Source organism: Streptosporangium sp. NPDC087985, assembly GCF_044741965.1.
In the GTDB taxonomy this organism is placed as follows: Bacteria; Actinomycetota; Actinomycetes; order Streptosporangiales; family Streptosporangiaceae; genus Streptosporangium.
In genome coordinates this window covers 69,059-82,608 of sequence record NZ_JBIUTQ010000017.1, presented here as the reverse complement: position 1 = coordinate 82,608, position 13,550 = coordinate 69,059, and the positions used below count along the sequence as shown (strand labels likewise).

At 70.1% G+C, this 13,550-nt stretch carries 16 protein-coding genes; 8 read left to right on the top strand and 8 right to left on the bottom strand.

The window, feature by feature from the left end; genetic code table 11:
* Positions 1-155: 155 nt before the first annotated feature.
* From purB to ACIN94_RS25660, 3 genes are all read left to right on the top strand, one after another.
* Positions 156-1,586, top strand: coding sequence for an adenylosuccinate lyase (gene purB, locus ACIN94_RS25670; RefSeq protein WP_400710820.1), 1,431 nt, complete (start codon positions 156-158; stop codon positions 1,584-1,586).
* Positions 1,583-2,335: a GNAT family N-acetyltransferase gene (locus ACIN94_RS25665; protein ID WP_400710817.1), complete on the top strand. Its 753-nt coding sequence runs from the start codon at positions 1,583-1,585 to the stop codon at positions 2,333-2,335. Before purB ends, ACIN94_RS25665 begins: the two co-directional genes overlap by 4 nt.
* Positions 2,336-2,404: 69 nt before the next feature.
* On the top strand, positions 2,405-3,454 hold the full coding sequence (locus tag ACIN94_RS25660) for a DUF4037 domain-containing protein (protein ID WP_400710814.1): 1,050 nt from the start codon (positions 2,405-2,407) through the stop codon (positions 3,452-3,454).
* A gap of 97 nt (positions 3,455-3,551) precedes the next feature.
* Here the strand turns inward: ACIN94_RS25660 and ACIN94_RS25655 are convergent, their stop codons facing one another.
* Complete coding sequence (locus ACIN94_RS25655; RefSeq protein ID WP_400710811.1) at positions 3,552-3,857, bottom strand: DUF3817 domain-containing protein; 306 nt, start codon at positions 3,855-3,857, stop codon at positions 3,552-3,554.
* Positions 3,858-3,968: 111 nt separating this feature from the next.
* Positions 3,969-5,057 carry a tyrosine-type recombinase/integrase gene (locus tag ACIN94_RS25650; protein ID WP_400710808.1) on the bottom strand — a complete coding sequence of 363 codons (1,089 nt, stop codon included), beginning with the start codon at positions 5,055-5,057 and terminating at the stop codon, positions 3,969-3,971.
* Between the two features lie 190 nt (positions 5,058-5,247).
* Between ACIN94_RS25650 and ACIN94_RS25645 the strand changes: the two genes are divergently transcribed.
* Complete coding sequence (locus ACIN94_RS25645; RefSeq protein ID WP_400710805.1) at positions 5,248-5,511, top strand: hypothetical protein; 264 nt, start codon at positions 5,248-5,250, stop codon at positions 5,509-5,511.
* Between the two features lie 49 nt (positions 5,512-5,560).
* On the opposite strand, the gene ACIN94_RS25640 is transcribed toward ACIN94_RS25645, so the two are convergent.
* The 6 genes from ACIN94_RS25640 to ACIN94_RS25615 all read right to left on the bottom strand — a co-directional run bounded on the left by ACIN94_RS25640 (position 5,561) and on the right by ACIN94_RS25615 (position 9,911).
* Entirely contained in the window at positions 5,561-6,028 is a 468-nt protein-coding gene (locus tag ACIN94_RS25640) for a hypothetical protein (RefSeq protein WP_400710802.1), read from the bottom strand.
* Positions 6,029-6,402: 374 nt separating this feature from the next.
* Positions 6,403-6,891 carry a cytochrome P450 gene (locus ACIN94_RS25635; RefSeq protein ID WP_400711012.1) on the bottom strand — a complete coding sequence of 163 codons (489 nt, stop codon included), beginning with the start codon at positions 6,889-6,891 and terminating at the stop codon, positions 6,403-6,405.
* 24 nt (positions 6,892-6,915) lie between these two features.
* Positions 6,916-7,158 carry a hypothetical protein gene (locus tag ACIN94_RS25630; protein WP_400710799.1) on the bottom strand — a complete coding sequence of 81 codons (243 nt, stop codon included), beginning with the start codon at positions 7,156-7,158 and terminating at the stop codon, positions 6,916-6,918.
* Between the two features lie 504 nt (positions 7,159-7,662).
* On the bottom strand, positions 7,663-7,890 hold the full coding sequence (locus tag ACIN94_RS25625; protein WP_400710796.1) for a hypothetical protein: 228 nt from the start codon (positions 7,888-7,890) through the stop codon (positions 7,663-7,665).
* Positions 7,891-7,982: 92 nt separating this feature from the next.
* Positions 7,983-8,450: a hypothetical protein gene (locus ACIN94_RS25620; RefSeq protein ID WP_400710793.1), complete on the bottom strand. Its 468-nt coding sequence runs from the start codon at positions 8,448-8,450 to the stop codon at positions 7,983-7,985.
* A gap of 273 nt (positions 8,451-8,723) precedes the next feature.
* A complete protein-coding gene (locus tag ACIN94_RS25615) occupies positions 8,724-9,911 on the bottom strand; it encodes a sensor histidine kinase (protein WP_400710790.1) in 1,188 nt (395 codons plus the stop codon).
* A 186-nt stretch (positions 9,912-10,097) separates the two neighbouring features.
* Here ACIN94_RS25615 and ACIN94_RS25610 point away from each other — a divergent pair, with 186 nt between their 5' ends.
* From ACIN94_RS25610 to ACIN94_RS25595, 4 genes are read left to right on the top strand one after another with little or no spacing between them, the layout of a single operon-like run.
* On the top strand, positions 10,098-10,604 hold the full coding sequence (locus ACIN94_RS25610; RefSeq protein WP_400710787.1) for a hypothetical protein: 507 nt from the start codon (positions 10,098-10,100) through the stop codon (positions 10,602-10,604).
* Positions 10,601-11,647: a peptidoglycan-binding protein gene (locus ACIN94_RS25605; protein WP_400710784.1), complete on the top strand. Its 1,047-nt coding sequence runs from the start codon at positions 10,601-10,603 to the stop codon at positions 11,645-11,647. Before ACIN94_RS25610 ends, ACIN94_RS25605 begins: the two co-directional genes overlap by 4 nt.
* The gene (locus ACIN94_RS25600; RefSeq protein WP_400710781.1) at positions 11,644-12,303 is read left to right on the top strand and encodes an ABC transporter ATP-binding protein; all 660 of its coding nucleotides are present in this window, start codon (positions 11,644-11,646) and stop codon (positions 12,301-12,303) included. Before ACIN94_RS25605 ends, ACIN94_RS25600 begins: the two co-directional genes overlap by 4 nt.
* Positions 12,300-13,481, top strand: a complete 1,182-nt coding sequence (locus ACIN94_RS25595) for an ABC transporter permease (RefSeq protein WP_400710778.1) — start codon at positions 12,300-12,302, stop codon at positions 13,479-13,481. Before ACIN94_RS25600 ends, ACIN94_RS25595 begins: the two co-directional genes overlap by 4 nt.
* The last annotated feature ends 69 nt before the right edge of the window (positions 13,482-13,550 follow it).

The following is a 13,550-nucleotide window of genomic DNA, read 5'->3' as shown; positions in this document are numbered from 1 at the left end:
GGTGGGCACCGGGTGTCGCACGGACGGTCCTGCGTCGTGCGGCGCCCGGCCGCCCCGGCGGGCGGCCCGCCGGGGCGGCCGGAACCCGCGGGGGTGAACGGCCAGGGGTGCCCCTGCGCGGGCGTGGTGGCCGCAGCCGAATAGACTGACGCAACGTGACTGCCAAGCCGCGTATCCCCAATGTCCTGGCCGCCCGTTACGCTTCGGCGGAGCTGGCCCGTCTGTGGTCTCCCGAGTACAAGGTGGTGGCCGAGCGCCGCCTGTGGCTGGCCGTGCTGGCCGCGCAGGCGCAGCTGGGGATCGCGGTCCCCGTGCAGGCGGTGGCCGACTACGACAAGGTTGTCGAGCAGGTGGATCTGGCCTCCATCGCCGCGCGGGAGCGGATCACCCGTCATGACGTGAAGGCCCGTATTGAGGAGTTCAACGCCCTGGCCGGGCATGAGCACGTGCACAAGGGCATGACGTCGCGGGACCTGACCGAGAACGTCGAGCAGTTGCAGATCCGTGACAGCCTGTTGCTGATGCGGGAGCGGTGTGTGGCGCTGCTGGCCCGTCTGGGTGCGCTGGCCGTCGAGCATTCGGGCACGGTGATGGCGGGGCGGTCGCATAACGTGGCGGCGCAGTCGACCACGCTGGGCAAGCGGTTCGCGTCGGCGGCCGATGAGCTGCTGGTGGCCTTCGCCCGGCTGGAGGAGCTGATCGGCCGCTACCCGCTGCGGGGTATCAAGGGCCCGGTCGGCACCGCTCAGGACATGCTGGACCTGCTGGGTGGTGATCGGGGCAAGCTGGCCGAGCTGGAGGAGGCGGTGGCGGCCCACCTGGGGTTCGCCCACTGCCTGACCAGCGTCGGGCAGGTCTATCCGCGTTCGCTGGACTACGAGGTGGTCACGGCGCTGGTGCAGCTGGCCGCCTCTCCTTCCTCGCTGGCCAAGACGGTCCGGTTGATGGCAGGCCATGAGCTGGTCACCGAGGGGTTCGCCGAGGGGCAGGTGGGCTCCTCGGCGATGCCGCACAAGATGAACACCCGCTCGTGTGAACGGGTCAACGGGCTGGCGGTGATCTTGCGGGGATACGCCTCCATGGTCGGTGAGCTGGCGGGCGACCAGTGGAACGAGGGGGATGTGTCCTGTTCGGTGGTGCGGCGGGTGGCGTTGCCGGACGCGTTCTTCGCCTTTGACGGGCTGGTGGAGACGGCGCTGACCGTGCTTTCGGAGTTCGGCGCGTTCCCTGCGGTCATCGCTGCCGAACTGGACCGGTATCTGCCGTTCCTGGCGACCACGAAGATGCTGATGGCCGCGGTCCGGGCCGGTATGGGCCGCGAAAGCGCCCATGAACTGATCAAGGAGCACGCGGTCGCGGCGGCGCTGGCGATGCGGGAGCGCGGCGCGGGCAACGAGCTGCTGGAGCGGCTGGCGGCCGATGAGCGGTTCCCGCTGGACGCCGCGGCGCTGGCCGGGCTGCTGGAGCAGCGGATTGTCTTCACCGGGGCGGCCGCCGAGCAGGTCGAGACGGTCGTGGAGCGCATCGGTGAGATCACTGCCCGCTACCCGGGTGCGGCCGCCTACACGCCAGGGGCGATCTTGTGAGTGCGCGTGAGCTGGCCACGATGGACGAGGTGGTGGCCGCCTGCGATGACGACCCGCTGCTGGTGTGGGCGGCCCAGGGCATGCGGGGCGGGGTGCGGGCCTGGGTGCTGGGGGAGGCGGTGGCGGTGGCCAGCCCGGATCTGAACCGCCGCGACCGGCTGACGGTGCGCGGGAACGCCTCTGAGGTGGCGCGGCTTGTAGGGCTGGTGTGGCCGGAGCTGGGAGCGTCGTACCGGCTGATGGGGGACCGGCCGCTGGTGGAGGAGCTGGCCGGGCGGTTGGCCGGGGCCGGGCCGCCGCACGGATTCGAGTGGATGGACACCGACCGGCCGCTGCCCGCCGGGGCGGCCGGCGGCATGGAGCAGCTGGGGGTGGAATGGCTGGAGGGCGCCGACGAGGAGGTGGGCGTCTTGCTGGCGGAGGCGTCGCCGTCGGCGTGGGCGGTGCCCGGCCTGCCGGGGATCCGCCGCTGGGCGGGGTTGCGTGCGCCCGGCGGGCAGCTGGTGGCCACGGCCGCCGACGCCTGGTCGTGCCCGCGGGTGGGGTTCGTCGCGGGGGTGGCCACGGCTGCGGCTGTGCGTGGCCGGGGCTACGGGCAGGCGGTGTGCCGGTTCGTCTTCGACGCCTTGGCCGCCGAGCATGGGCGGGTCGCGCTGATGGTCGACACCGACAACCGGGCTGCGCTCGGTCTCTACGGACGGCTGGGCATGCGGGTGCGGCCGGTGGCGGCGGCTGCCCTGGGCCACTAAGGCAGTCCCGGCGGTCTGGGCGGGGAAAATCGGGTGCGCGGGGCGGCGACGCCCGGCAAAGTGGACGAAATGATGTCCAGTTTTGTGCCTGGTCTGGAGCTTTCACGTGCCTTCTATACGCAGGTCGTGCAGCCGCTGGTCGCCGACGTACCGCACAGCGCGGCACTGCTCGGCCCCGGTTCGGAGGTGCTGGCGTTCGACACCGAACGCTCCACCGACCACGACTGGGGCCCCAGGGTGGTGCTGTTCGTCGCCCCCGAACAGGCCCGGCGACTGCGGGCGGCCATCACCGCCGGCCTGCCGGAGACCTTCGGCGGCTACCCGACCGTGTTCGGCACCGGGCACGGCGTTGAGGTGGCCGGCGCCGCGGCCTGGTTTCACGACCGGCTCGGCTTCGATCCGCTGCGGGGGGTCACCGCGCTGGACTGGCTGGCCACCCCCTGGCAGCGGCTGGCCGAGGTGACCTGCGGGGAGGTCTTCCACGACGGGCTGGGCACACTGGAGCGGGCCCGCTCAGCCGTGCGTTGGTATCCAGATGACCTGTGGCGTTATGTGCTGGCCTGCCAGTGGAGGCGCCTGGCCCAGCGGGAGGCCTTCCCCGGCCGGTGCGGGGAGGTCGGTGACGAGCTCGGCTCGGCCGTGCTGACAGCGGGCCTGGCCCGGGACCTGATGCGGCTGGTGCTGCTGATGCGCCGCCGCTACCCGCCGTACGGCAAATGGCTCGGCAGTGCCTTCGCCCGACTGACGGGTACGGCCGAGCTGGGAGAGGCCCTGGCGCGGGCGGTCGCCGCGCTGGAGTGGCGGACCAGGCAACAGCACCTGGGCCGCGCCTATGAGCGGGTGGCCGCGCTGCACAACCGGCTCGGCCTGAGCGAGCCCCTGCAGCCCACGACCCGGAATTTCCACGACCGGCCGTTTCAGGTCATCGGCGCGCAGCGGTTCGCCGACGCGCTCGGCGCCGCCATCGCCGACCCCAGAGTGCGGGCCTTGCCGCCGGTCGGTGCGGCCGACCAGTTCGGCGACTCCACCGACATGCTGACCTGTCCGCGGCGGAGCCGGGCGGCGACGCGGGCCGTACTGGAGGAACAGCCCGGTGATCTGCGGATCACGCTTGTTTAGCGCACCGGTCGTGAACGTTCACCCCGTTGCCGGGCCCGCGGTCTTCGGCCGCGGGCCAGGCTGGAGCGACGGCTCCCGCACCCGACAGCGCGGCGGGTCAGACGGTGACCGGCTCGCGGTCACCGCCCAGCATGCGCCGTTCGAACCACAGCGAGGTGAACGGAGGGACCGCGCACGCCAGGCCCAGCACGGCCGTGCCAACACTCCAGCGGGCCTGCCGGGCCGCGGCCAGTACCCCGGCCACATACAGCACGAACAGCAGGCCGTGGATCGGGCCGAAGATCTTCACCCCGAGGTCGCCTGATTCCACGATGTACTTGAAGTACATGCCGGTGAGCAGTCCCGCCCACGAACACGCCTCAGCGATCGCCACATAACGGAACAGACGCAGTGCGGACGGCACAGCGGGCACCTCTCTCAGATCCGGGAACGCCCTTCAGCCTAGAGGGCGTTCAGGCCGGCCCGTCCGGCAGCCGGCGCCGGGCTGGGGCCGGAGACCAGGCCGACCGTCATCTCACCGGCCGCCGGACGGCCCCCGTAGCAGCGGATGGGCCCGCATCGCCACCTCCAGCTCCCCGGGCAGCTCGTCGCGGTAGCGGCCCAGCGTCGCCAGGTCGCTGTGGCCCAGTACCCGCCGCACCGCGTCCATGTCCACCGCGTCGGCCAGCAGGTGGGTGGCCGTCGTATGTCGCAGGCCGTGCGGTGTCACCGACCGCCGCCGGTCGGGATCCACCTGCCGCTGCACCCGGTCGATCACCGCCTGCACGTCCCCCCGCGCCAGCCGCCTGCCCCGCCACGACAACAACAGCGCCTTGTCCGCCGCCTCGGGCCGGCCCCGCTCCAGATAGGCCTGCAGCACCCGGGCGACGTCCCCGGGCAGCGGCACATCGCGCGTCTTACCGCCCTTACCGAAGATCCGCCAGTAACGCACCCCGTCGTTGGTGTAGAAATCCTCCACGTTCGCCCGCACCAGCTCCGAGACCCGCGGCCCCATCGTCGACAGCAGCAGTACGATCAGCGCGTCCCGCAGCTCGGTGCGCTGGTCACGCCGCCGGCCGCGTTTGCCGTCCGCCGCACCCGTCGCACCAGCGGAGGCAACCGGAGCGGCCGCGCCGTCCGGCACCGGCGATCCGGGGCTGCCGCTGAGATCACGCGCCGCGCCTATCAGCCCTTGAGCCTGCTCCCGGGTCAGCGCCCGCCGCTGCGGCCGCAGCCCCCCTCGCTCCTTGGCCGTCACCGTCGTCAGCGCCATCGGATTGACCTGCACCCAGCCCGTCAGCGTCGCATGCTTGAACAACGCCGACACCGACCGGCGGAAGCGCGCCTGGGAGGAGGCCGACTGCACGCCGCCGGCGACGGGCTCGGCCCGCCGCTCATCGGGCTTACGGGCGAAAGCCAGCAAGATCGCATCCACGTCCTCGCCGGTCAGATCATCCAGAACCTGCCGCTCACCCGCCAGCCGGACGAACGTGGCCACATCCCGCGCGTAAACCTCCGCCGTCGCCGCCGACAGCGCACCCGTCAGCATCTTGGCGCGGATCAGTTCCACATACCGATCGGCGGACTCCTGCACGGTGAGACGGTTCAGATCCGCTGGCCGCATGTTTCACAGACACCCTTCCTCGTTCATCCCGACCGTAGCGGCCGGCACCGACAATCCGCCTGCCCGCGGTGCGCTCGGACGCCCGGTGCCCCTACCGACTACCTCACCACCTTCCGGCCGTAAAGCCCCGCTCCTCCACAGCCCCGGTAACCGGGTGGTGCCCCTCGCCTTCGAACCCTATGATCACCCCATGCCGAACCTCGGACCTGTGGAACTGCTGATCCTGCTCGTTCTACCCGTCCTGGTGATCACCGTGACGATCGTCATCGTCCTGGTACGGCGGGGCTCACGCCCACCGGCGCCCCTGCCCTCCGGGCACAGCGCCGACCTGGCCACCCGGGTACGTCTGCTCAAAGACGTCGGCCGCGCCGAACAGGCCGTCCTGCTGGTGCGCGGCGAAACCGGCATGAGCGGACCCGACGCCCAGCGCTTCGTCGAATCCATCCAGGCCTGACCGCCTGTCGACAGCGGGCCGCCGGGCCGGCCTCCGCCCCACGGGGGGGCTACAGGTAGGAGCGGGTCACCGCCACCAGTCCGGCGCCGGCACCGGTGGTCCTGACCGGCAGCGCCGACACCGGAGTTCTCTCCCGCACATCCTCGGCCCTGATCGCCATCACCGCCGGAGGACTGCCCAGATCCCCGTATCGGACGGCCACCGCCTCCGTGATCGCCCCGCCCGCGTCGGCGACCACCTCCTTGGGCGACCGGCGCGAATCTGAAATCGACAGGTAACCGATCAGTGCGGCAAATCGCAGCTCCTCGGCCGGCGACAGCTCGGGGCCGCCGTCCTGCGCAGGTGTACGGGGCCGATCCAGCCAGAACACCCCACCATTCAAAAACCCCGCATAAGAGGCGTCGCCGTGCTCCAGCCTCCGCACCGCATCGGCCAGCAACCGCCCGAATTCAGCCAAGTCCGTATCCGGCGGCAGATCGGTGGTGACCAGCAGCGGCACGATCAGCGAGTCCAGCATCAGCAGCTCCCTTCACGAGTCGGCCCATCGTAGGATGTCGCACCGACAATCTCAGTGACTTCATCCACGCCCGGCGCGTCCACCGCGACCGGCACCCTCACCGGACTCTCCGCAGGCCACCCGCCGAAAAGGCCTCGCTGTAGTCCTGGGGAAATTTCCAACGGATCTGCCTGACCTGCACTGATGCGGACGCCCTGGGACTGTGATTCGCAGGGCGTTTACGGTGCGGGCCATGAGCGATGATGAGCCGAGGTTCGGCTACGGCCGGGGACGGCGGCCGCCGTGGAGCGCGCGCGATCGCGACGCCGAACGGATCCGTGACGCTTTGCGCGGTGCCGGGCTGGTGGAGTTCAGTTGGGCGGGCGGTCGTCCGCTCACCAGGTCACCGCGTGCAAGCCGTACACGACGCTGAAGACCCGGAAGTCGATCTGCTTGTACGGGCCGGCCAGCGCGAGGCCGGGGAAGCGCCGCAGCAGGGCCGGGAAGGCGATGCGCATCTCCATCCGCGCCAGCGGCGCCCCGAGACAGTGGTGCACACCGTGGCCGAAGGCGACGTGACCGGCGGCTCCCCGGGTGATGTCGAGGGTCTCGGGATCGTCGATGAAGGCAGGGTCGCGGTTGGCGGCAGGAAGCGAAAGGATCACGAGCGAGCCCGCGGGGATGGCATGCCCGGCGATCTCCACATCCGTCGTGGTCGTGCGCGGCGGCAGCGACTGCACGATGAACAGCCAGCGCAACAGCTCCTCGACGGCGGGCTCGATCAGCGCCGGATCGTCGCGGATCATCGCGAGCTGGTCCGGCTGCCGCAGCAGGGCCAGGGTGCCCAGGCCGAGCATGTTCGAGGTCGTCTCATGCCCGGCCAGCAGCAGCAGTCCGGCGATAGTCTCCTAGTGCTGTGGTCCCACCGTCCACGGCCGGAGCTTGTCGGGGTTGCGTATCGCCCAGATGTGCTTGATCTGGTCGCCTGCGACCTCGAACGCGCACACCGATACGGTGACGCCGTCCTGCTGGGCGATCAGGCCGGGTTGGCCGTTGACCGTACGCTCCAGGATCGTCAGGTTGCGTAGCCTGCCAGCGAGATTGAGCAGTGAGCGCACGATCTGCTCGGCGCCTTCGATCGGGCGGAGCACGGTGGCGGCGAGGCCGCCACCGTCGCCGGTGGCCGTGGCGTCGGGGGCGAGGAGGCCGATGAGGGCGTCGATGTCCTTGGCCTCCCAGGCCTGCTTGAAGTCCCTGACGATCCGGGCCTGCCGGGCTGCCGGAGCCGCGGGAGCCTGCGCGGCGCGGATGCGGCGGCGGGCCTGAGCTGCTACGCCGCCGGGCCGCTCGGGGCGCAGGCCGCCGACACCGTGCTGAGCCGCATCGCGGGGACCGAACTCGCATCAGTGCAGGTCAGGCAAAGTCCGTTGGAAATTTCCCCAGGACTACAGTGAGGCCGAAAAGACGCCCCATGGAATTACCAGCCCGTACCCCCACCAGGCCAGAGACCGGGGGAGCAGGGGAGCAGGGGAGCAGGGGCCGGAGCAGGCTCTGAACAGTCACCACGCCACGCCAGAAACCCGGACACGCCCCACCGGGGCAAGCCCTGCCACGGGCTTGCCGACCCCCCGTGCCTTCCCGAGACCGGACAGCCGTCAGGCGCTCCTACGCGCCCGCCACCGAGCGAGAATCTCGACGTCCCGAGCGGTCTCCTCCGTCTCCAGACGCCGCACCTCATCCTCCGTCAGCGCATACGCCAGCCACTGCTCATAGTCGGCATCCACCGGACGCACATCGCGGGTCCCCTCGGCTCTGGTGCCGTCCAGCAACGTGACCGCCCACGGAACGCGGAGCACACCGCCCGGCAACATGATCACAGTCATGGCCGTTCCTCTCTGTCCCGGTGGGGGTAGCCGGCTGCCGTCAGCATAGCGTCGCGGCCTTCCCCCAGCCAGAAACACCGCCCCGCGCCGCCTCAGCCGACTCCATAACGTCCAGACAGCCAGTGGTAGGCCCGCTCGGCCGCGCTCTCATCTCCCAGCAGCCGGATGAGCCGCGAGACGCGCCGGGTGAGGACACAGGCGAAACACTCCGCGAAAAGCTCGGTCACATCCCCCCGGTACGGCTGCCCCAGACGGTCGTGGCACCGCTCCCGCAGACCCGCCCAGAACCCTGTCCCAGAGGGCAGGCCGTCCATGTGATCGGTCGCGTGGCCGAGCTCATGGCCGGCGACACTGACACTCGACGACGCGACGGTGCCCACCCCTATACGCCGCAGCCCGGGATCGTAGACACCGGGACTGCGATCCCACGAAGCGTCCTGGACAGGAAGCCGGGCGCTCCGCAGCATTTCGAAACCGCTCAGATCCGGGACCGAGCCGACACCGACGTAGATGCCGCCGGTCAGGTGAGCGGCCAGCCTCACGGCAAGCGCGTGAGGCACCGCCGCCAACGTCATGACCGACAGCAGGTTCTCCGCATGAGGAAACGTGTCCGGATCCCAGCCCCGCGTAAGCCGCGACTCCAGCGGGCCGACATGCAACCACCCGGGCCGTCCTGTGCTCCGGCTGGCCAATGCTCAAGCTCCCGCGGAGAGATCAGGCGCGACCACGCATTTCCCAAAAGGCCGGCACCACCAATACGGAAAAGACAAAAAACAACCATAGTCGCGCCCTGATCAACACCGCGGGGTTTCCGCGAAAGCCCCCTGCTCTGATCACCGACCCCGGCGCGGGTCGCCCGGACCGGCCACCAGAACCGAAGACGAAGAAGAAGAAAGCGAAGGCGAAGGCAGGCCGACCGTGACACGCAGACCACCCTCGGGACGCGAGACGGCAGTGACCGTACCGCCATGGGCGTCCACGATGGCACGGACAATCGACAACCCGAGCCCCGCACCACGCGCCGAACGCACCCGGTCGCCCTGCAGCCGCCTGAAAGGCTCGAACAGATCCTCCACCTCATACGGCGGGACCACCTGCCCGGTGTTCTCCACGACCAGACCACCCTCCTTACAGCAGACCCACACCTGCCCGTCCCGCACGTTGTACTTGATCGCGTTCTCCACCAGGTTGAAGACGGCGCGCTCCAGGAAAAGCGGATCACCCTCGACCGTCACCGGACTCAGGTCCTGGTGGATGGTGACGGGCCGTCTGCGCGACTGCAGATCGAACTGGTCCAGAGCGGCACGCACAACCTGATCGAGCTCAACAGGCCTGCGCGAGGTCAGCTCCTGCTCCGACTGCGCCAGCAGCAGCAACCCCTCGATCAGCCGCTCGTAGCGGGCACTGGTACCCAGCAGCGCGCGGGCCAGCGCCTTGAGATCCGGCGAGGCCTCAGGCTCCTCCAGCGACACCTCCAAGACCGTGCGGTTGATCGCCAGCGGGGTGCGCAGCTCGTGCGAGGCGTTGACGATGAACCGCCGCTGGGCGTCGAACACCCTGTGCAGCCGGTCGAGCATCGCGTCGAAGGTGTCGGCCAGCCGTTTGATCTCGTCCTGAGGCCGCCCGCGCAGCGCGATCCGCTCATGCAGGTTGCTCTCCGACAGCCGCTGCGCGGTCTCGGTGACCCGGTCGAGGGGACGCAACGCGCGATCGGCCACCAGATACCCGACCGCCACCGCGACGATCCCCACAAGAACCATGATCAAAAGTGAGGAGCGCAGCATCTCGTCCAGGACGCTGCTCGCCCGCTGCCCCACATCCCGCATCAGCATCCCCGTGATGGCCTCCTGAGGAGGCAGATCTCCCCCCGACCGGATGAGCATCTTCTGGTGTCCCACGGTGAACTGCTGGTCCAGCGCCTTGGCGGTCAACAGGTAGGTGAACCAGACCAGCGTCGAGCCGGCCACGAAGAACAACGCCCCGTACAGCAAGGTCAGCCGCAGGCGCAGCCCGAGCCTCACAACCGGCACCCATCACGACGCACGCCCCGCACGACGACCCCGGCCGGCCGCTCTCCGTCCTCCACAATCAACACTCCCATGATGACGACAGTGACGCACCGGGCGTTAAACCCCGGTAAGCGGCTTACCCGGGTTTAACACCACCTCCGTTGAAGTTGGCCCCGCAACCAACCCAAGGAGATCACCGTGAAAGCCCGGCTGTTGCTGCTCGCCGTACCACTGCTGCTCACAGGGTGCGGCGCGGCTCCGACCACCCCAGGCGTCGCCAGCGCCGCAGATGGCACCGCCGGCCCCAACCCCACCGCCTCAGCTCCGGTGGACCGGGGACAGGCACAGCTGAGGTTCGCCCAGTGCATGCGCGAGAACGGCGTCGACATGGCCGACCCCGACGGCAGCGGGCAGATCCGCCTCAAAGCACACAAGGGGGAGGAGGCCAAGACGGAGAAGGCGATGAAGCAGTGCCAGCACTTCATGGAAGACGCGATCGGCGACCAGGGCGCGGCCCCCGACCCCAAACGACGCGACGAGATGATCAAATACGTGCAGTGCATGCGCGAGCAGGGCATCGACATCCCCGACCCCGACCCCAACGGCCGGCTCAGGCTCAAGCTACCCCAAGGCGGCGAGCAGAAGATGAAGGCGGCCGAGGCGGCCTGCAAGGAGTTCGCCCCCGACCTGAGGAACGGGCAGTGAGAAGGGGACTCGCCCTGTCGGGGGCGGCCCTGCTGGCGGTCGTCGCCGCAGGGGCGGCGATCGCCGTACTGGCCGACGGCGGCACCGGAGCGGCCACGCCCGCCACGGCACAGGCCACCGCCACCACCGCGATCACCAGGCAGGACCTCGTGGACACCAAGACCCTGACCGGCGCGCTGACCTACTCGGGCCGGCGCCACCTCACCACCGGCGCCGCCGGAACGGTGACCTGGGTACCCGACGACGGCGCGGTGGTACGGCGGGGCCGCTCCCTGCTCAAGGTCGACCGCAAACCGGTCACCCTGATGTACGGCACGCTGCCCCTCTACCGGCCGCTGCACCTGGGCGTCTCCGACGGACCCGACGTCAAACAGCTCGAACGCAACCTCAAAGCGCTGGGCTACGGCGAAGACCTCACCGTGGATGACCACTTCAGCCACGCCACCTACCTCGCGCTACTCAACTGGCAGCACGACCGGGGGCTGCCCCAGACCGGCCAGGTGGACGACACCCAGGTGGTGTTCCTGCCCTCGGCGGTCAGGGTGACCGACGTCAAAGCCCCGGTCGGCGCCAGGACCGCGCCAGGACGGCAGGTCCTCACCGTCAGCGACCTCAACCGGCTGGTCCACCTCGACCTCGACAGCAACGACCAGACACTCGCCGAGAAGGGCGCGAAGGTCACCGTGGAGCTACCGGGCGGCGAGAAGGCAACAGGGAGGATCACCGAAGTGGGCACCGTGGCCAGAAGCTCCGGGGAAAAAACGGTCATCGACGTCGAGATCACACTCACCAAGAATCCGAAGACCAAGCTCGACCAAGCCCCCGTCGAGGTGGAGCTGGTGAGCCAACGGCGCCGGAACGTACTCGCCGTACCGGTGGAGGCGCTGCTCGCACTACGCGAAGGCGGCTTCGGCGTCGAGATCGTCGAGGGCTCCCTCACCCGGCTGGCACCGGTGAAGGTCGGGGCGTTCGGCAGCGGCAAGGTCGAGATCACCGGGGACGGGCTCAGGGAAGGCATGAAGGTCGGGGTGCCGGCGGAATGAACATCATCGAGCTACGCGAGGTGACCAAGACCTACAACGGCCACGTCCAGGCGCTGCGCGGGGTCGACCTGCTGGTCGAGGCGGGCGAACTGCTGGCCATCGTCGGCCCGTCGGGCTCGGGCAAGTCCACCATGCTCCATATGATCGGAACCCTGGACCGGCCCACCTCCGGGACCGTCCGCATCGCCGGCCATGACATCGCCACCCTGTCGGACCGCGAGCTGTCGGCGCTGCGCGCCCGCCACCTCGGGTTCGTCTTCCAGCAGTTCCACCTGGCACCGGGGGTGAGCGCCCTGGACAACGTGGCCGACGGACTGCTCTACACCGGCACACCACTGCGCGACAGACGCGCCCGGGCTTCACAGGCCCTGCAGCGGGTGGGCCTCGGGCACCGGCTCGACCACCGGCCCCACCAACTCTCCGGCGGAGAACAGCAACGGGTGGCCGTGGCCAGGGCGGTCGTCGGCGACCCGCCGCTGCTGCTGGCCGACGAGCCGACCGGCAACCTCGACTCCGCCTCGGGAGCCGAAGTACTCCAGATCCTGCGCGAACTCCACGAGGGAGGCACCACGATCGCGATCATCACACACGACAACGAGATCGCCCAGTGGTGCCCCCGGCAGGTACGGGTCCGAGACGGGCAGGTGCTGACGTGAAACCCGCCCGGCTCAGCCTCCCCGACGTGCTACGGGTCGGCGCGGCGGGGCTCCGGAGCCGCCCGGCCAGGGTGATCCTGTCCGCGCTCGGCATCGCCATCGGCATCGCCACGATGGTCGCGGTGATCGGGATCTCCTCCTCCTCCCGGGAGGAGTTGCTGCGCCAGCTCGACCGGCTGGGCACCAACCTGCTGACGGTGGCGCCGGGCCAGACGCTCTTCGGGCAGGAGGCCCAGCTGCCCGAGGAGGCGGTCGCCATGGTCAAGCGCATCGGCCCGGTGCACACCGCCTCGGCCACCGGAAAGGTCCAGGCGTCCGTGCGTCGGACGGGCTACATCTCCGAAGCGGTCACCGGGGGCATCGCCGTACAGGCCGCCACCACTGAACTGCTACGCACGCTGGAGGGCACCGTCCACAGCGGCACCTGGCTGAACGCCGCCACCGAGCGGCAACCGGCGGTCGTCCTGGGCTCCAAGTCGGCCGAGCGGCTGGGCATCAGCAGGACCGGTGTGCGGGTGTGGATGGGCAACCGGTGGTTCACCGTCATCGGGGTCCTGAATCCGATGCCGCTCGCGCCCGAGATCGAACGGTCGGCGCTTGTCGGGTTCCCTGCGGCCAAGGAGCTGCTGGGCTTCGACGGGCATCCCACCACGATCTACGAGCGGTCGGCGGAGGAGGCGGTGACGGATGTGCGTGCGGTCCTGCCTCGTACGGTCAACCCGCGGAATCCGGGGGAGGTGAACGTCAGCAGGCCCTCTGACGCGCTGGCCGCCAGGGCCGCCGCCGCTGGGGCCTTCACCAACCTGCTGCTCGGTCTGGGTGCGGTCGCTCTGCTGGTCGGTGGGGTGGGTGTGGCGAACACCATGGTGATCTCGGTGCTGGAGCGCCGGCGGGAGATCGGCCTGCGCCGTTCCCTGGGGGCCACCCGCGGCCAGGTCCGGGTCCAGTTTTTATCAGAGTCCCTGTTGTTGTCCGCTTTGGGTGGTGTTGGCGGGGCTGTCCTGGGTGCCCTGGCGACCGTCGGCTACGCCCTGTCTCGCGGTTGGCCTCCTGTCGTGCCGCCGTGGGCGGTCGGCGGCGCGCTCGGTGCGACCCTGGTCATCGGGACCGTCGCCGGGATCTATCCCGCCATGCGCGCCGCCCGTCTGTCTCCGACCGTCGCTCTGTCCACGACCTGACAGGGGGGTGGTCCGGGTGAGGCGGGGGCTGGGCTGCGCGAGACGCACACAGGGACAAACACGTTGAAG

Excerpts from the sequence above, each read along its gene's own strand:
- ACIN94_RS25660 (WP_400710814.1), top strand. The coding sequence starts at position 2,405 with ATGATGTCCAGTTTTGTGCCTGGTCTGGAGCTTTCACGTGCCTTCTAT.
- ACIN94_RS25640 (WP_400710802.1), bottom strand. The coding sequence starts at position 6,028 with ATGCTGGACTCGCTGATCGTGCCGCTGCTGGTCACCACCGATCTGCCG.
- ACIN94_RS25650 (WP_400710808.1), bottom strand. The coding sequence starts at position 5,057 with ATGCGGCCAGCGGATCTGAACCGTCTCACCGTGCAGGAGTCCGCCGAT.
- ACIN94_RS25645 (WP_400710805.1), top strand. The coding sequence starts at position 5,248 with ATGCCGAACCTCGGACCTGTGGAACTGCTGATCCTGCTCGTTCTACCC.
- ACIN94_RS25600 (WP_400710781.1), top strand. The coding sequence starts at position 11,644 with ATGAACATCATCGAGCTACGCGAGGTGACCAAGACCTACAACGGCCAC.
- ACIN94_RS25625 (WP_400710796.1), bottom strand. The coding sequence starts at position 7,890 with ATGACTGTGATCATGTTGCCGGGCGGTGTGCTCCGCGTTCCGTGGGCG.